This is a genomic window from Pseudoalteromonas sp. Scap03 (assembly GCF_013393115.1).
Classification (GTDB): domain Bacteria; phylum Pseudomonadota; class Gammaproteobacteria; order Enterobacterales; family Alteromonadaceae; genus Pseudoalteromonas.
Window position 1 is genome coordinate 1,517,209 of sequence record NZ_VDEU01000001.1, and the last position, 16,576, is coordinate 1,533,784.

The 16,576-nt window shown below is 40.2% G+C and carries 17 protein-coding genes and 1 tRNA gene; 12 read left to right on the top strand and 6 right to left on the bottom strand.

Annotated elements, in window-relative coordinates; genetic code table 11:
* Window positions 1–8 precede the first annotated feature (8 nt).
* From rplI to alr, 6 genes are all read left to right on the top strand, one after another.
* Entirely contained in the window at window positions 9–461 is a 453-nt protein-coding gene (gene rplI / locus FHG08_RS06870) for a 50S ribosomal protein L9 (protein WP_008110407.1), read from the top strand.
* 226 nt (window positions 462–687) lie between these two features.
* A complete protein-coding gene (locus FHG08_RS06875; RefSeq protein WP_054202246.1) occupies window positions 688–1,239 on the top strand; it encodes an RNA polymerase sigma factor in 552 nt (183 codons plus the stop codon).
* Complete coding sequence (locus tag FHG08_RS06880) at window positions 1,226–1,711, top strand: hypothetical protein (protein WP_178955125.1); 486 nt, start codon at window positions 1,226–1,228, stop codon at window positions 1,709–1,711. Before FHG08_RS06875 ends, FHG08_RS06880 begins: the two co-directional genes overlap by 14 nt.
* 9 nt (window positions 1,712–1,720) lie before the next feature.
* Entirely contained in the window at window positions 1,721–2,659 is a 939-nt protein-coding gene (locus FHG08_RS06885) for a DUF4097 family beta strand repeat-containing protein (RefSeq protein WP_178955127.1), read from the top strand.
* 113 nt (window positions 2,660–2,772) lie between these two features.
* Window positions 2,773–4,152: a replicative DNA helicase gene (dnaB, locus tag FHG08_RS06890; protein WP_010390854.1), complete on the top strand. Its 1,380-nt coding sequence runs from the start codon at window positions 2,773–2,775 to the stop codon at window positions 4,150–4,152.
* Complete coding sequence (alr, locus tag FHG08_RS06895) at window positions 4,152–5,231, top strand: alanine racemase (RefSeq protein ID WP_178955129.1); 1,080 nt, start codon at window positions 4,152–4,154, stop codon at window positions 5,229–5,231. Before dnaB ends, alr begins: the two co-directional genes overlap by 1 nt.
* A 70-nt stretch (window positions 5,232–5,301) precedes the next feature.
* Here alr and FHG08_RS06900 read toward each other — a convergent pair whose 3' ends face one another.
* On the bottom strand, window positions 5,302–5,541 hold the full coding sequence (locus tag FHG08_RS06900; RefSeq protein WP_004588463.1) for a DUF2960 domain-containing protein: 240 nt from the start codon (window positions 5,539–5,541) through the stop codon (window positions 5,302–5,304).
* A gap of 100 nt (window positions 5,542–5,641) precedes the next feature.
* Here FHG08_RS06900 and FHG08_RS06905 point away from each other — a divergent pair, with 100 nt between their 5' ends.
* Genes FHG08_RS06905 through FHG08_RS06915 form a run of 3 tightly spaced genes read left to right on the top strand, consistent with a single transcriptional unit; the run spans window position 5,642 to window position 7,354 of the window.
* A complete protein-coding gene (locus tag FHG08_RS06905; RefSeq protein ID WP_138605248.1) occupies window positions 5,642–5,893 on the top strand; it encodes a hypothetical protein in 252 nt (83 codons plus the stop codon).
* A gap of 30 nt (window positions 5,894–5,923) precedes the next feature.
* On the top strand, window positions 5,924–6,547 hold the full coding sequence (pnuC, locus tag FHG08_RS06910; protein ID WP_138605260.1) for a nicotinamide riboside transporter PnuC: 624 nt from the start codon (window positions 5,924–5,926) through the stop codon (window positions 6,545–6,547).
* A 3-nt stretch (window positions 6,548–6,550) separates the two neighbouring features.
* The gene (locus tag FHG08_RS06915) at window positions 6,551–7,354 is read left to right on the top strand and encodes a phosphotransferase family protein (RefSeq protein WP_138605247.1); all 804 of its coding nucleotides are present in this window, start codon (window positions 6,551–6,553) and stop codon (window positions 7,352–7,354) included.
* Here FHG08_RS06915 and FHG08_RS06920 read toward each other — a convergent pair.
* Window positions 7,351–7,533 carry a helix-turn-helix domain-containing protein gene (locus FHG08_RS06920; RefSeq protein ID WP_138605246.1) on the bottom strand — a complete coding sequence of 61 codons (183 nt, stop codon included), beginning with the start codon at window positions 7,531–7,533 and terminating at the stop codon, window positions 7,351–7,353. The genes FHG08_RS06915 and FHG08_RS06920 overlap by 4 nt on opposite strands.
* A 238-nt stretch (window positions 7,534–7,771) precedes the next feature.
* Here FHG08_RS06920 and FHG08_RS06925 point away from each other — a divergent pair.
* Window positions 7,772–7,846 (top strand) — tRNA-Arg (locus tag FHG08_RS06925).
* A gap of 269 nt (window positions 7,847–8,115) precedes the next feature.
* Window positions 8,116–9,333, top strand: a complete 1,218-nt coding sequence (locus tag FHG08_RS06930; protein ID WP_138605245.1) for an HD domain-containing phosphohydrolase — start codon at window positions 8,116–8,118, stop codon at window positions 9,331–9,333.
* Here FHG08_RS06930 and FHG08_RS19000 read toward each other — a convergent pair.
* Window positions 9,293–9,616: a hypothetical protein gene (locus FHG08_RS19000; protein ID WP_138605244.1), complete on the bottom strand. Its 324-nt coding sequence runs from the start codon at window positions 9,614–9,616 to the stop codon at window positions 9,293–9,295. The two genes, FHG08_RS06930 and FHG08_RS19000, sit on opposite strands and share 41 nt — an antisense overlap.
* 282 nt (window positions 9,617–9,898) lie before the next feature.
* Between FHG08_RS19000 and FHG08_RS06935 the strand changes: the two genes are divergently transcribed.
* Window positions 9,899–11,200, top strand: a complete 1,302-nt coding sequence (locus FHG08_RS06935) for an outer membrane protein transport protein (RefSeq protein ID WP_138605243.1) — start codon at window positions 9,899–9,901, stop codon at window positions 11,198–11,200.
* Window positions 11,201–11,335: 135 nt separating this feature from the next.
* Here the strand turns inward: FHG08_RS06935 and FHG08_RS06940 are convergent, their stop codons facing one another.
* From FHG08_RS06940 to pepA, 3 genes are all read right to left on the bottom strand, one after another.
* Window positions 11,336–14,188, bottom strand: a complete 2,853-nt coding sequence (locus FHG08_RS06940; protein ID WP_178955139.1) for a valine--tRNA ligase — start codon at window positions 14,186–14,188, stop codon at window positions 11,336–11,338.
* 58 nt (window positions 14,189–14,246) lie between these two features.
* A complete protein-coding gene (locus tag FHG08_RS06945) occupies window positions 14,247–14,693 on the bottom strand; it encodes a DNA polymerase III subunit chi (RefSeq protein ID WP_008112488.1) in 447 nt (148 codons plus the stop codon).
* A gap of 172 nt (window positions 14,694–14,865) precedes the next feature.
* On the bottom strand, window positions 14,866–16,377 hold the full coding sequence (gene pepA, locus FHG08_RS06950) for a leucyl aminopeptidase (RefSeq protein ID WP_008112485.1): 1,512 nt from the start codon (window positions 16,375–16,377) through the stop codon (window positions 14,866–14,868).
* Window positions 16,378–16,576 lie beyond the last annotated feature (199 nt).

Sequence of the window (16,576 nt, forward strand, 5' to 3'; positions counted from 1 at the left end):
GTAGAAACATGCAAGTTATTCTACTAGATAAGATCGCTAACCTAGGTGGCCTAGGTGACCAGGTTGTAGTTAAATCTGGCTTCGCACGTAACTTCCTTTTCCCACAAGGTAAGGCAGTTCCTGCAACTAAAGCAAACATTGAAACGTTTGACGCACGTCGCGCAGAACTAGAAGCAAAAATCGCTGAACAGTTAACTGCAGCACAAGCACGCGCTGACAAACTTGAAGCATTAGCTGAAGTTACATTAGTATCTAAAGCTGGTGACGAAGGTAAATTATTCGGTTCAATCGGTACTCGTGACATCGCTGACGCTATCTCAGCTGTTGGTGTTGAAGTTGCTAAATCAGAAGTTCGTTTACCTCTAGGTACTATCCGTGAGACTGGCGAATTTGACGTTGCAATCGCAGTACACTCAGACGTAACAGCTACAATTAAAGTAATCGTTATTGCTGAAGCTTAATTTTTAGAATTAAGTTTAAAAAAAACCGTGCTTTGCACGGTTTTTTTGTGTCTAAAATTTATAACCCAAAGCAATAAATTGTTTGTTGTGGGTAAAATTAAGCACGTTTCTAAAATAAAGCTTCATTTTCTACAAATATTTTCTATTTCATTTAAACCTTTCTATTCTTCTGCGCGTCTTATAAGTTAAATTGCAATTACATAATTATAAACAGGAAAAATTTGCGATGTTAATGGACGCTAATCAGCCAATAACTGATCAAGTGCAGCAAATGCTTATTGATCAAGTTAAAAACGGCGACCAGTTAGCTTATAAAGCGCTCTATGACATGCATAAAGCAAAAGTTTATGGCTTATGCCTGAGGCTTATAGCCGATGAGGAGTATGCACAAGATGCTACCCAAGAAGTGTTTGTGCAAGTATGGAACAAAATAGCGCAATTTGATGGACGTTCGCAGTTTTCCACTTGGCTTTATAGTGTCGCCAGTAATATTGCTATTAGTTATGTGCGCAGACAAAAACATTGGCTTAATAAAGTAATTAGCTTTGAGCAAAGCGGAATGGATGAACAAGCTGCACATGACTGTAACGGATTAAATGGGCTAGATAAATTAATTGTTAGACTGCCTGAGCGCGCAAGAATGGTATTTGTGCTTTATGCAGTAGAAGGTTACAGGCATGAGGAAATTGCAACCCTGTTAGGTATGGCGGTAGGCTCTAGTAAGGCGCAATATCATCGTGCAAGGCAATTATTAAAGCAGTGGTATGAAAATGAGTAAAACAAATTTTGATGACTACTTAAATGAGTCTTTAACCCAGTTAGATAAAAATATTCCACCAAAAAAAGAACTGTGGAATGGGATTGAGCGCGCAATAATAGCTAATGATCAGCCCACTATTAATACTAATCAATATTGGCCAAAGCTCACCGCCATTGCTGCATGTTTTACCGCGGTTTTGGTCAGCACAGTATTGTTATTTAAAGTACCAGAGGCAAATACTGCAGTGGCAATGAGTGAGTTTTTTACTAAACAAAAACAAAGTTTACTAGTGCAATATCAAAGCCAAGCAGCATTGACCGACAATTGGCAAGTACAGTTACAAGAACTTGAAGATGCAGAGCAAGCAATAAAGCAAACTCTTGAAAATGAACCGAAAAACAAGGCGCTATTGTCTATGTTAGCGCAAGTTTATCAACAACAACTCGACTTAATTAACAAGGTGCATGCACCGCGTTGGCAACACATCTAGGAGAAATAAATGAAAGCAATAATATTAGGGATCGCTTTATTACCCATGGCCGTATTTGCTGGTGAAAAAATAGATCAGCAAATTGAGGTACCCAATGCTGGGGTGATCCACATTGAAAACCAGCGTGGTGATATTAAAGTGACAGGTTGGGATAAAAATCAATTTAAAGTAACCGGTGAACTTGATGATAAGGCACAAGGCTACACACTTAAAACACAGGGTAATAAAACCCAGTTTATTGTGAAAATGCCTGAACTTTCTAATTGGGATAATAACAACAATGGCTCAACGCTCACTATTTTTATGCCAAAGAGTAGTGCGCTAGAATTTGTGGGTGTTAATGCATCTATAACGGCCAAAGAGTTACAAAAAGGTACTGAAATTGATGTAGTTAATGGGGCTATTACAGTAAACGATCTTAATGGCGATATTAAGCTGACCACTGTAAATGGTGACATCAAGGCAAAAGCACTTAATGGTAAAGTTCAGTTTGAAACTGTTAATGGTTCGATTGATGATCAGCAATCTAGCGGTGAAGTTCGTTTTAGTGCGGTTAATGGCGATATTACATCAAACTCGACGGCCAATGATATTCGCTTAGAAAACGTAAATGGCGATATTAACTTTAATTTCGATGCAATTAAAGAGTTACAAATAAGCACCGTTAATGGCGAAGTTAAGGTACAAATTAACCGCCTTCTGAGTGATGCTGATGTGAGTTTTGAATCTGTTAGTGGTAACGCTGCGTTTTATTTCCCTGCTGATTTATCAGCACAATTTGAGGTGGAAGCACACGCTGGCGGTAAAATTGACAACCAGTTAACTAACGATCAAGTACAAAAAGCCAAATATGGCCCAGCAAGTGGAATTAAGTTTAATACTAATGGCACTGATGCTAGCGTAGAGATGAATACTATTAGCGGTGATATCGAACTTAAACGTCAATAATTAGCTATTTTATTTCAAGTAACAAAAAGCAGGAAAAGATTTCCTGCTTTGCTATTTGCACAGCCCCGCCAAGTCGATAGAATAGAGCTATTCAATTTTAGTACTGTGAAGTTATGGCCAAACCAGATAAGCAAGTCGACACTCTTAAAGTTCCTCCCCATTCAATAGAAGCTGAACAATCTGTTTTAGGTGGTTTGATGCTTGATAACCAAGCATTTGATCGCGTAGCTGAACTTGTTGTGGCGCAGGATTTTTATACCCGTACCCATAAGCTTATTTTTGAGGCGATGACGGCTCTTGCTGAAATTGGTGATCCGATTGACTTAATCACAATTTCTGAGAGTTTAGAAAAAAATAACCAGTTGTCAGGTATTGGTGGATTCGCGTATTTAGCCGAAATAGCAAAAAACACCCCAAGTGCTGCCAATATTGACGCTTACGCAAGTATTGTTCGCGAGCGCGCCGTTGTTCGCGAAATGATTGGTGTTGCCAATGAAATAGCCGAAGCGGGTTTTAATCCTGAAGGGCGTACTAGCCACGACTTACTTGATTTTGCTGAAAGTAAAGTATTTAAAATTGCTGAGCAGCGTACAAAAAGTAGTGAAGGCCCACAAAGCATTCACAACATACTTGAAAAAACCGTTGATAAAATAGAAGAGCTTTACCAGTCACCACAAGATGGTGTGACCGGTGTGAGCACGGGGTATGCTGATCTTGATAAAATGACTACAGGTTTGCAGCCATCTGATTTAATTATTGTGGCAGCGCGTCCATCAATGGGTAAAACCACTTTTGCTATGAACCTTGCTGAACATGCCGCAATGACTCAAGACAAGCCAGTGCTTATTTACTCTCTAGAGATGCCCTCTGAACAAATTATGATGAGGATGCTGGCGTCCCTTGGCCGAATTAACCAAACTAAAGTACGTACTGGTCAGCTAGATGACGATGACTGGGCGCGCCTTTCATCAACCATGGGATTACTCATGGAAAAAGGCAAAATGTACGTTGATGATGCCTCAGGCTTAACACCTACCGATGTTCGCTCACGTGCACGTCGTATAGCACGTGATCATGGTGGTATCAGTATGATCATGGTCGATTACCTGCAATTAATGCGTGTACCTAGCTTGTCAGATAACCGTACCTTAGAAATTGCCGAAATTTCACGCTCACTCAAAGCATTAGCAAAAGAGTTGCAGTGTCCGGTTGTTGCTCTATCGCAGCTTAACCGTACTCTAGAGCAACGTGCTGATAAACGTCCAATTAACTCAGATTTACGTGAGTCGGGCTCTATTGAGCAAGATGCCGATTTGATCATGTTTATTTATCGTGATGAAGTATACAACGAAGACAGTACTGAAAAAGGTATTGCCGAAATTATTATCGGTAAACAGCGTAACGGTCCGATTGGTAAAGTGCGCCTAACCTTCCAAGGTCAATTCTCTCGCTTTGATAATTACGCGGGGCCTGCTGTAGATGATGATTACTAATGCGCTTAGCCACTGCTGAAATTAATTTAACCGCGCTTGAACATAACCTAGCACAGGTAAAACGCTTTGCGCCCAATAGTAAAGTAATAGCCGTACTTAAAGCGAATGCTTATGGGCATGGTTTAGTCACTATTGCGCAACACTTAAATGAAGCAGATGCATTTGCGGTTGCGCGTATAGATGAAGCGTTAGCGCTGCGTGCAGGTGGCCTTACAAAACCGATTGTGTTGCTAGAAGGCTTTTTTCATCAAGAAGACTTACCTATTTTACTGGCGAATAATTTTCAAACCATTATTCATGATGAGATACAGCTGAAAATGCTGGAAAGTGCGCAGCTAGATGCGCCTTTAAATTGCTGGTTAAAAATAAATACCGGGATGCATCGCTTAGGTATTGCGCCTGAGCAGTTTGATATGTTTTATCAGCGACTACAAGCCAGCCCAAATGCACAAAACAAAATAAATTTAATGACTCACTTTGCCTGTGCCGATGATGTAAAAAATACTAAAACAGTGCAGCAAATAAGTTTGTTCGATAATTTAACCCAAGAGGTTGATCAAGCCCATTGTTTATCAAACTCTGCGGGAATTATAGCGTGGCCAAGTGGTCATGGTGATTGGGTTAGACCCGGGCTAATGCTTTACGGTGTATCGCCTATGGCCAATCACACAGGTAAAGATCATCAATTAAAGCCTGTAATGCGCTTAACCACTAAGGTAATAGCTGTGCGCAATGTAGGGGCACATGAACAAGTAGGTTATGGCGGCCGCTGGCATAGTGATAAGCCTACGATGTTGGCTGTGGTTGCACTGGGCTATGGTGATGGTTATCCGCGTCATGCAAAAGAAGGCACACCCGTGATTATTAATGGGCATCGTTACGGTATTGTGGGTAGTGTAGCCATGGACATGATCACCCTTGATATAGGTAATAACGAGCACAACGTTCAGGTGGGTGATGAGGTGATTATGTGGGGACCGGAGTTACCAGTAGAAGAGATTGCACAATGTGCTGATACTATATCTTACGAGTTATTGTGTAATATTACACCACGCGTAAGTTATGAGTACCAGCGCTAATATTTACTTTAAAAATACCCAGTAGGTTTACATTACTAGAATGATCGTGATGCTCACTTAATCGGTATCGTTACTCTTTTATAAAGTAAATATCGCTAAAGCCCATACGTGCAAACTCTTGGTCGCGAAAATTGCGTACCGCCGATGAACCTTTAGAGGTCATTTCAATTTGGCGTACCATGTTTAAGTAATTAGTTAAATCGATACCCTCAGCAGCCGCAATAGCCTGATACATATCGTGGTATTTATCTTTTGCGAAGTTAATTTCGCGCGGTTGATTTTTAAAAGTATAGGTAATTCTGCGTGCCATAATAAGCTCAGTTATATTGAGTGTTAGTGTAATTTTACACTGTATTTAAGTTGCGTTGAATGATTAGTTGAAATCAAATAATTAAAAAGTTGAGTTTGAAATGAAATTATCAGTAGAGATCAGTAAATACCCGCTTCATCAAGATTATATTCCTTTTATTAAAGGCTTTATCGACAGAGTAAATGCCTATGAAGAGCTCAAAGTGATCACGAATACCATGTCGACTCAAATATTTGGTGATTATGACTTAGTAATGCAAGTGATCAGTACAGAGATTAAACATTCATACGAGCAATATGGTAAAGCTATCTTTGTGTGTAAATTTATCTCGGGCGATTTATCTCCCGAATAGCCTCCTAACAAATACGGTCGTTTTATAATGATGGATTTTATAACGCAAATACTGAGTGGTTTCACTGCCATGTCGCATTGGGAGTATATTGCGGTGGCTTTATCAATGGCGTATTTATTATTAGCCATAAAAGAGAATTTATGGTGCTGGCCTGCGGCTTTTTTTAGTACGCTTATTTATACCATAATGTATTGGAATGGCGCGTTGCTAATGGAGTCATTACTGAACTTTTATTACATGTACATGGCTGTGTTTGGGTGGGTTGTGTGGCGAAAAGGTAAAGCTAATCAAGCGCAACGTTTGATTACATCGTGGCCTGTGAACCGACATATCATTTTAATAGTATTAACCACGCTAGCGTCATTAGCGATTGGTTACGTGATGCAAAATTACACCCATGCAGACTTTGCTTATCTGGATAGTTTTACTACCTGCTTTGCAGTAGTCACCACTTACCTAGTAGCTAAAAAAGTACTCGAAAATTGGTTATATTGGATAGTGATTGATGCTGCATCAATGTATTTGTATTACGAAAAAGGTTATTACCCAACACTCGTGCTTTTTATATTTTATACCGTTATGGCAGCGTGGGGGTTTAAAACGTGGTACGAAGAGTATGAGCAAAGCCAAGCAAAACCAATGGCGCAGCTATAATTCATGAAACAGCATTCTCAGTTAGTTAATATTTGTAGTGCGTTTTTAGCACCTAGCAAAATAACCTCAACAGAGTATTTGGTTAATGGTTTAAGTAACGATAACTTTTTAATACGTACTGATTCCCAATCTTACTTATTAAAATGTTATCAATCATGTTGGCCAGAAGTCGCGCTAAATGCTCAATATGAGCTTAGTAAGCAGCAAGTTTGCCCTGCACCTATTTGGCTCGATAAACAAAATAAGCGAGCGGCTTTTACTTATGTAGAGGGAGAGGTTGCAGAGTCTTATTTAGCTATGCCGCTATTGGCTAAGCTGGCTAAAGTGCACGCTTATACAACTGATACTCAAACGATGGATATTGCATCACAATTGCAAGCCTATCGGCATTTATTGGTGTTTAAACAGTTTGATAAGTACTTAAATAAAGTACTGGAAAGCATTGCCAATATGCCCATAGAACACGGCTTTTGCCATAATGATTTAGTAAAAGAAAATATAATCGTTAACCCAAAAGGCGTCTATTTAATTGACTTTGAATACGCACAAACTAACGATGTTTATTTTGATCTTGCTGCGCTAGCCGTTAGTTTTAACTTAGATAGTTCAGCTAAACAGGCTTTGCTTAAAAGTTATCAAGTATACACGGCATCAAAGCTATTTTACTTATCTATGCACAAGCTTGAGTGTTACCAAGTAGTTTATTTGCTGTTATGTATAGGCTGGTATGAGCAACGCGCCATCAACAACAAAGTTGTTGAATTGCGCGCGCAATTGGATGAGCTTTTAGCATCAATGGGGAGTTAAAGCCCACCAAATCGAGCTGCTAGCTCTTTATATTTAGCTACTTCATCGGAGTCATATTGTGGTTCGCCATTAGCATCTTCACTTTTGGCAATAAGTAAGCTTTCGCGTGTTAAGCGTTTAACTCGCTCGACTTTAACTCCTAAAAACTCAGCAACTTGTTCTGTTGACATTAACTTCATAATTACTTCCTCATGTTTAAATCTATCCGTTCAGTGACAATAATAGATAATATGTATCTAAAGCGTTACTGTTTTTTTATAGAATATAAATAAATAGCGCTTTTTTCGCCTTTTGTTAAGTGATTAGTTTAAATTATAGACATGTAAACGCAACATGCTGGTATTTATACCAAGATGCCTTTATCATTGCGCATGCTAAAGCATTGATATCGCGAGTTGATGTGGCGGCAACAAATGTGCTCTCGTGGTGAAATGGATATCACGTGGCCCTCCGGAGGCTGAGTTGTAGGTTCGATCCCTACCGAGAGCGCCATTTGCGTTTACTTTTTACTCCCCTTAAAAACCATTAAAGCTATTTAAACTAGCTTGCTATTTTTATTCTTCGTTAAATAATAATGCTTGTAGCAATCTAATTTACACCGTTAGGCGTATATTCAGTGCTGTGTTTTTAGTTTAGTATTAACAGTCGCAAGATTGTTAGTATTAATGATTTATTATTACCCTAAAATCAAAAGCTAGACTTTTATAGCCAAATAATGCTATTAAAGTAAATATCCCTTAATTATAGAACCCCTCACATTTATGTTAGTTACCTTACCTATATCAGAGCTCATTCCCGGCATGTACGTAAATAGCGTGACGAAGCAGCAGGAGAGTGTGGATGGTATAAAAATTAAAACCAGCGGTTTGGTACGTGATAAATCTATAATTCAGCGTTTAATCACTGAAGGAGTGCTAGAGCTTCTTATTGATTTTACGAAAAGTGATGTGGCTGTACCGGCTAAATATAAAGAAAAAGAAAAACCACAAGCCGCTGCTACAAATCAAGACAAGCCCGCCAGTAAAAAGCGAGTTGTCAGCTTGCAACAAGAGTTTGCCAAAGCCAGCGTTAGTTATGATGCCCACAACAGAAAACTACAAAGTATTTTTGGTGATTTAACCTCAGGTTTGTCTCTGAATACTGATGCGCTTAATGAGATAAGTAATGAAATAGTTAGCTCTGTATTTCGCAATGAACATGCTATGACTATTTTAACTCGCATAAAAGATAAACATAGCTATAACTGGCGTCATATGATCAATTGCACCATATTTACAGCGGTATTCGCTAAGTATTTAGGGTATAAACGCGAAGTGGTTCAGGAGCTTGCTATGGGGGCACTGATGCATGACTTAGGGCAGGCTAAATTACCTCAAGGAATATTCTCAAAGCCTGGCAAAGTTACGGGTAATGAGATGACGGCAATAAAAAAGCATGTTGCACAATGCTTAGGGTTATTAAAAGGTGAGAAAGGTATCACCACTTTAATGCTGGATATGATTGTAAATCATCATGAGCGCCTTGATGGTTCTGGTTATCCTCGAGGAGTCGATGACAGCAAAATAAGTCGTCCTGCTCGGATTTTAGCGATTGTTGACGTATACGATGCACTCACAGCAGACAGGCCGCATCAAGAAGGGGACGAGCCTATAAATGCACTGCGTTATTTGTTGGCAAACAAACAGCTATTTGATGCAGAGTTAGTACAGCTATTTATAAAGTGCTTAGGTGTTCACCCTGTGGGTACTATTGTTAAGTTAACCAATGAGCGTTTGGCCTTGGTCCTAGAGGGCAATCATTCAAACCCAATTAAACCTAAAGTTAAGCTTTTTTATAACGCAAAACATAACCATCATGTTACCGCAAAAGATATTGATTTGAGCTTAAATAATGATGAAGTAAAAATACAAGCAAGTGTAAAACCTGCTGATTATAAAATTAACTTGCCTCGACTTTTAAAAGAGCATCTACTGCTTTAGTCTTTTGGCATCGTCTTTTTCTGTTTGTTTTAGCAGAAATATACCCACCTAAAAAGCAATTACCCATTAACGTTATCCACAATAACGTACCTAATTCTACATGCAGTGCTAAGCAGCAAAAAACCAAAGAAATAATCGCCATACTAATGGCTGCTAACCAATAGTGATTGACTGGGTTGTCACATTTACCTGCCTGCGTACACGCGCAATAATTTGCTTTATAAAAAAAATAAACACTTATACCGCAAAAAATAAGCGCTGTAACAATAAGTAAAATGATCACTGTCTTCTCCCTTGGTGACTTTATTGGCAGTGTAAATTGCAACGCAAGGTAAGTCAATGCAAATGAGAATTAATAGCATTAGAGTATATACTCTAATACCATACTTCTGCTCCGATGAGTTTTAAATAGTTGTTAAAATGTAGTTAAAAAACGTGTTTTTTGATGTTTTTTAACGTTTTATTAGAGTTTTTTATAAAAAATTAAGGTAGTGTACGCGGGTTTGAAATCCTAATAACAACACACATAGCTATCCAAACAGTGAGTTTGGCTAAGGACACAACAATGAAATTTACTAAAACTCTTATTGCGGCATCGCTGGCATTTGTTTCAGCTGATACCTTTGCAGCGGCTTTTCAGCTTGCTGAACAAAACGTATCTGGTTTAGGCCGCGCATACGCAGGTGAAGCGTCTGTAGCAGACGATGCGTCTGTGGTTGCACGTAACCCAGCATTAATGACGTTGTTTAAAGAGAAGCAACTTAGTGTTGCAGCTATGGCTGTAATTCCTGACGTGAGCCTTGAAGGTACAGGTAATGTCTACGGTTTAGATAACAGCGTACTAGATGATGACAGCATCGCACCGAGCGCGATTATTCCTGCTGGTTATTTCACTATGCCAGTAAATGATAAAGTATCAGTTGGTTTTGGTGCATTTTCTAACTTTGGCTTAGCAACTGAGTTTAACGATGATTACGCAGCTGGCCAAATTGCCGGTGAAACTGAAATTGTTACGGTAAACATGAACGCAAGCGTTGCTTATAAAGTTTCAGAGCAGTTTAGCTTTGGTATTGGTTTAAATGCAATTTATGCAGAAGCGAAGATTATTCGTAAGTTTGGTGTTGTACCTCCAGTAAACCCTGCTATTGCATCTATTCCTGCAAGTGCTGATGCTGTTCACCTTGAAGGTGATGACATGGGTTACGGCTTAAACGTTGGTTTAATGTACCAATTAGATGAAAATAGCCGCTTTGGTTTTAATTACCGTACAGAAACAGATATTACTTTTGAAGGTGAGTACTCGAATGAACTACCTTCATTTATTCCAGGTGGGTTAAACGGTCAAGTTGAATTACCTGGCTCAGTTGAAATTACATTACCAGCAATTGCTGAGTTCTCTGGTTCTCACCAATTAGATAAAAAACTAGGCGTTCACTACAGCGTATTGTGGACAGGTTGGAGCAGCTTTGATTCATTAGAAGCACAAGTTACTGCACCTACAGGTGGTAAGTTCAGCGCGTTTGAAAAAACAGAAGATTTCTCTGATGCACTGCGCTACTCAATCGGTACTGATTACCAGTACAGTGAAAACTTAATGCTTCGTGCTGGTTTTGCGTTTGATGAATCACCAGTATCACAACAGCATTTATCAATTTCTATCCCTGATACAGACCGTTTTTGGTTCTCGTTTGGTGGTAACTATGCGATCGATGAAAACTCAAATGTTGATTTAGGTGTGAGCGTATTACGTGGTAAAACACAAAACTTTACTGAAAAAGTAGAAAGCGAAACATTACCACAGCAATGGTCTTTTGAATCAAAAGGTCATGCAGTATTATTAGGTGCTCAGTATAACTACACATTCTAATTCTGCCTAGAGCCTAGAGCCTAGAGCCTAGAGCCTAGACACAAAAAAGCCGCTTACTTCAAATGAAGTAAGCGGCTTTTTTATACTTATAAATTAACTGTTTACGAATGGCATAAGCCATTCGTACTGGTTTAATTATAAGCTTTCTATTTTAACTTTTTGCTCTAGTAGCTTAGTTTTAGCATCGGTAAATTCAGCTAGCTTAGCATTTTCTTTAGCAAGTACCGCTTCAGGTGCATTGTTAACAAACTTTTCGTTAGCCAGTTTATTTTGCACTTGCGCTAGGCCTTTCTCTGCTTTTTCAAGTTGCTTGTTGATACGTGCAAGCTCAGCTTCCACATCAATTAAGCCCGCCATTGGGATCATAATCTCAAGGTTGCCAACATAAGAGGTTGCACACGCTGGGGCATCGTCTTTGTTTTCAAGCAGAGTAAATGCTTCAAGCTTAGCGAGTGACGCTAAAAACGATTCATTTTCGTTAATACGGCGCACATCATCGCTTGATGCGTTAGCCAGTAAAACGCTAAGTGGTTTACTTGGGCTGATATCCATTTCACCACGAATATTACGAATCGCTAAAATGAATTGCTTAACCCACTCTAAATCGTCCATTGCTTGTGCATCAACATTGGCTTGATTATAAACAGGGAAACCCTGAACCATAATACTGGTACCCGCTGTTTCAAGGCCAGCAAGTGGTGCAACACGTTGCCAAATCGTTTCAGTGATGTAAGGCATCATTGGGTGCATTAAGCGTAATAAGCTTTCAAGTACCGTAATAAGTGTATGACGTGTACCGCGTTGCTGTGCTTCATTGCCTTTAAATAGTACCGGCTTTGTCAGTTCTAAGTACCAATCGCAGAACTGATTCCAGGTGAATTCATACAGCGTGTTCGCTGCTAAATCAAAACGGTAGTTATCAAGGTGCTCAGTGTAGGTTTTAACCGTGGCTTCATATTGGCCTAAAATCCAACGATCAGCTAACGAGTACTGTTTTTCGCTCTCGTTAAAGCCACAGTCTTGCTCTTCTGTGTTCATTAATACGTAACGGCTTGCGTTCCATAATTTGTTACAGAAGTTACGGTAGCCTTCAAGGCGGTTCATATCCCAGTTTATATCACGACCAGTTGAAGCCATGGCTGCTAGGGTAAAGCGCAGTGCGTCGGTACCGTGTGCTTCAATACCGTTTGCAAATACTTTGCGGGTATCTTTTTCAATTTTAGCGGCAAGTTTAGGCTGCATCATGTTACCAGTACGCTTTTGTACTAAGTCTTCAAGGCCAATGCCGTCAATCATATCAAGTGGGTCAAGTACGTTACCTTTAGACTTCGACATTTTATCGCCGTTATCGTCACGTATTAAGCCAGTTACATACACGGTTTTAAAAGGAACTTGTGGTTTGCCGTTTTCATCCTTTATAAAGTGCAGCGTCATCATGATCATACGTGCAACCCAGAAGAAAATGATATCAAAACCGGTTACCAACACGTCAGATGGGTGGAAGGTTTTTAAGTCATCGGTATTTTCTGGCCAACCTTGGGTTGAGAAGGTCCACAGTGCTGATGAGAACCACGTATCAAGAACGTCTTCGTCTTGGCTAAGCGCTACGCTATCTGCAATATTGTTATCGCGGCGTACTTCTGCTTCATCACGACCAACGTATACGTTGCCTTCGCTGTCGTACCAAGCTGGAATACGGTGACCCCACCAAAGCTGGCGTGAAATACACCAGTCTTGTACGTCATTCATCCACGAAAAGTACATGTTTTCGTATTGCTTAGGTACAAATTGGATGTCGCCGTTTTTAACTGCGTCTTTTGCAGGTTCAGCAAGTGGTGCAACACGTACATACCATTGGTCAGTAAGTAGTGGTTCAATAACAACACCAGAGCGGTCACCGTAAGGAACGGTTAGGCCATGGTCTTCAATTTTTTCAAGTAGGCCTAGCTCTTCAAATTCAGCAATAATCGCTTTACGTGCGTCAAAACGGTCCAGGCCATGTAAGCGCTCAGGAATTGGCGCATCAAATTCAAGTTCTTTACCATCAAAGGTGTATGTTTCACCTTGGGTTAAAATAGCCGCGTCTTTGTCGAAGATATTAATCATCGGCATCTTGTGGCGCTTACCAACTTCGTTATCGTTAAAGTCGTGCGCAGGGGTTATTTTTACACAGCCCGTACCTTTGTCTTTATCGGCATGTTCATCGGCAACAATTTTAATACGACGATTAACAATCGGTAGTAAAATCTCTTTACCGATTAGGTCTTGGTAGCGCTCGTCATCTGGGTTTACTGCCACACCTGAGTCACCCAACATAGTTTCTGGGCGCGTAGTGGCTACAACAATATAGTCTTTACCGTCTTGCGTTTTTACGCCATCAGCCAGTGGGTAACGTAAGTTCCACATATGGCCTTGTTTGTCTTTGTTTTCTACTTCAAGATCAGAAATCGCAGTGTGTAACTTTGGATCCCAGTTTACTAGGCGTTTACCACGGTAAATTAGGTTTTCTTTATGAAGGCGTACAAATACTTCTTTAACAGCTTCTGATAGGCCATCGTCCATAGTAAAACGTTCACGGTCCCAATCAACAGAAGCACCTAAGCGGCGAAGTTGTTTAGTGATTGTGCCACCAGACTCGTTTTTCCATTCCCAAATTTTATCGATAAATGTATCACGGCCTAAATCGTGGCGTGTTTTACCCTCTTCTGCCGCAAGCTTTCGCTCTACTAGCATTTGCGTGGCAATACCTGCGTGGTCAGTACCTACTTGCCATAATGTATTGTTACCTTGCATACGTTTAAAGCGCGTTAAGGTATCCATGATGGTATCTTGGAAAGCGTGGCCCATGTGTAAGCTACCCGTGACATTTGGCGGCGGGATCATAATTGAATATGGGGTGCCTTGGCCAGATGGCTTAAAGTAGCCTTTTTGTTCCCAGTCTTGATATAGAGACTGTTCAATATCTTGCGGATTGTAGGTTTTATCCATTACACAGAACCTTAAATAAGTACTTAAATTAGTTAGTTAGCTTTGTACGCAGTGAGCGTTAGCGATTAATATCTTGCGTGGTGATATTGGCACCGAGTTGGCGTAGTTTTTTAAAGCGCTCACGAGCGGCTTGTTTGGCTACGGGCTCTACGGGTACAAAATCAAAAACTTGGTTAAACCGACGAATAAAATCCGGTAAGTGATTGGCCAAGTTAATTAATACTTTACGATTACCAACAGGTGGTGTTGTGCCAATTTCTACAGGTGCGCCGCCTTTTGGGCCTTCACCTTGTAAATTGTGGGGCACAAAACTGTCGGCATCAAATGTCCAAATAGTTTCGTCAATGCTGTTGGCGGTTGCTTCGCTGTCTACAAAAATAAATACGCGTTGACCAAGCCGATACTGTTGCCCAGCTATTTGAGCTGCTAAAGCAAAGTGATCATCGGCTTTAGCTAATGACTCATCTTGTTGCTTTAAAATGAAAAACTGGGCATTCATGTTCATTGTATCGGGATTTCCCATGACATTGATTGTGCTGTTATTAAATACACACAAATTAAGAAGGGGATTTTGCCATATAACGGGGTTTGCTTCAATTAATACCCAATAAATAAGGCGCTTTAAAAGCGCCTTATTTTATACTCTATATTGGGCTGTGAAGCCTTTTACAGGTTTGTTAGTCTTGGGTTGCTTCGCTAATGCCTGCTCGGTTTAATAAATACTGAGTTAGCATAGGTACAGGGCGACCCGTTGCGCCTTTTTTAGCGCCGCTGCGCCATGCCGTACCGGCAATATCTAAATGTGCCCAGTTATACTTTTTAGTAAATTTAGATAAGAAACAGGCCGCAGTAATAGTACCTGCAGCTCGGCCACCTAAGTTAGTAAAGTCGGCAAATGGGCTTTCTAGTTGATCTTGATAATCATCCCATAATGGCAGTTGCCATGCACGATCGCCACTTTGCTCAGACGCTTTTAATAAATCATGCGCCAGTGGATTATGGTTTGCTAATAAACCCGTAGCGTGGGCACCTAAAGCAACAATACATGCACCGGTTAATGTAGCAACATCAATCACGGTTTCTGGTTCAAAACGCTCAACATAGGTTAGCGCGTCACATAACACTAAACGGCCTTCGGCATCAGTATTAAGTACTTCAACCGTTTGCCCAGACATAGTGGTTAAAATATCACCTGGGCGATAGGCGTTTGAGCTTGGCATGTTTTCACAACCGGCTAAAACGCCAATTACGTTTATAGGTAGCTGCATTTGTGCAAGCGAGCGCATAGCACCAATAACACCAGCAGCGCCACCCATGTCGTATTTCATTTCATCCATGCCTTCGCCTGGTTTTAATGAAATACCGCCTGAGTCAAAGGTTAAGCCTTTACCAACTAACACGATAGGCGCTTGGTCATCGCCTGCGCCTTTGTAGTTAATTATCGACATAACCGATTCGTTATCACTACCACGACCAACTGCTAGGTATGAGTTCATACCTAGTTCTGCCATTTTATCTTCGCCAATCAGTTCAACAGTGATGTTGTCAAAATTAGTCTCAAGTTCTTTGGCTTGCTCGCCAAGATACGCTGGATTACAAATATTAGGCGGCATATTGGCAACGTCTTTGCACAATTTGCTACCAGCAGCAATCGCTAGGCCATGCTCAATGGCACTTTCACCTATAGTCAGTTCGCGGCGCGTAGGAACGTTAAATACCATTTTACGCAGTGGACGACGTGGGTCTACTTTCTTACTTTTTAGCTGATTGAAGGTGTATAAACAGTCTTGGGTTGTTTCTACCGCTTGACGCACTTTCCAATAGGTATCACGGCCTTTAACGTGTTGCTCAGTTAAAAAGCACACTGCTTCCATCGAGCCTGTTTCGTTTAAGGTGTTGATAGTTTTAGAAATAATTTGTTTATATTGTTTATCGTCTAGTTCGCGTTCTTTACCGCAGCCAACGAGTAGAATACGTTCGCTTAAAATATTGGGTACATGGTGTAATAGTAGTACTTGCCCAGGCTTACCTTCTAAGTCGCCACGGCGTAATAAATTTGAGATATAACCATCGCTGATTTTATCAAGTTGTTCACCAATGGGGGATAACCTGCGTGGTTCGTATACGCCAACAACAATACATGCACTGCGCTGTTTTTCTGGGCTACCACTTTTTACGTTGAATTCCATTGTCACTCCTGATTTTGAGTCATCTATAGAAGCTAAGTTGGGACTAAAAATGTGTTTTCTAGTCTTTTTACCTAAATTTTTAGGTCTAGCGCTAATATTAGTAGATTTTACTCGACTCTTACTGTGTATTTGAACTTTATATGCTTAAGGGTTACTAATGCAACATTATATCGTGATGTTAGGTAGGATAATTAATATT

Excerpts from the sequence above, each read along its gene's own strand:
- rplI (WP_008110407.1), top strand. The coding sequence starts at position 9 with ATGCAAGTTATTCTACTAGATAAGATCGCTAACCTAGGTGGCCTAGGT.
- FHG08_RS06875 (WP_054202246.1), top strand. The coding sequence starts at position 688 with ATGTTAATGGACGCTAATCAGCCAATAACTGATCAAGTGCAGCAAATG.
- FHG08_RS06880 (WP_178955125.1), top strand. The coding sequence starts at position 1,226 with ATGAAAATGAGTAAAACAAATTTTGATGACTACTTAAATGAGTCTTTA.
- FHG08_RS06885 (WP_178955127.1), top strand. The coding sequence starts at position 1,721 with ATGAAAGCAATAATATTAGGGATCGCTTTATTACCCATGGCCGTATTT.
- dnaB (WP_010390854.1), top strand. The coding sequence starts at position 2,773 with ATGGCCAAACCAGATAAGCAAGTCGACACTCTTAAAGTTCCTCCCCAT.
- alr (WP_178955129.1), top strand. The coding sequence starts at position 4,152 with ATGCGCTTAGCCACTGCTGAAATTAATTTAACCGCGCTTGAACATAAC.
- FHG08_RS06900 (WP_004588463.1), bottom strand. The coding sequence starts at position 5,541 with ATGGCACGCAGAATTACCTATACTTTTAAAAATCAACCGCGCGAAATT.
- FHG08_RS06905 (WP_138605248.1), top strand. The coding sequence starts at position 5,642 with ATGAAATTATCAGTAGAGATCAGTAAATACCCGCTTCATCAAGATTAT.
- pnuC (WP_138605260.1), top strand. The coding sequence starts at position 5,924 with ATGGATTTTATAACGCAAATACTGAGTGGTTTCACTGCCATGTCGCAT.
- FHG08_RS06915 (WP_138605247.1), top strand. The coding sequence starts at position 6,551 with ATGAAACAGCATTCTCAGTTAGTTAATATTTGTAGTGCGTTTTTAGCA.
- FHG08_RS06920 (WP_138605246.1), bottom strand. The coding sequence starts at position 7,533 with ATGAAGTTAATGTCAACAGAACAAGTTGCTGAGTTTTTAGGAGTTAAA.
- FHG08_RS06930 (WP_138605245.1), top strand. The coding sequence starts at position 8,116 with ATGTTAGTTACCTTACCTATATCAGAGCTCATTCCCGGCATGTACGTA.
- FHG08_RS06935 (WP_138605243.1), top strand. The coding sequence starts at position 9,899 with ATGAAATTTACTAAAACTCTTATTGCGGCATCGCTGGCATTTGTTTCA.
- FHG08_RS06940 (WP_178955139.1), bottom strand. The coding sequence starts at position 14,188 with ATGGATAAAACCTACAATCCGCAAGATATTGAACAGTCTCTATATCAA.
- FHG08_RS06945 (WP_008112488.1), bottom strand. The coding sequence starts at position 14,693 with ATGAACATGAATGCCCAGTTTTTCATTTTAAAGCAACAAGATGAGTCA.
- pepA (WP_008112485.1), bottom strand. The coding sequence starts at position 16,377 with ATGGAATTCAACGTAAAAAGTGGTAGCCCAGAAAAACAGCGCAGTGCA.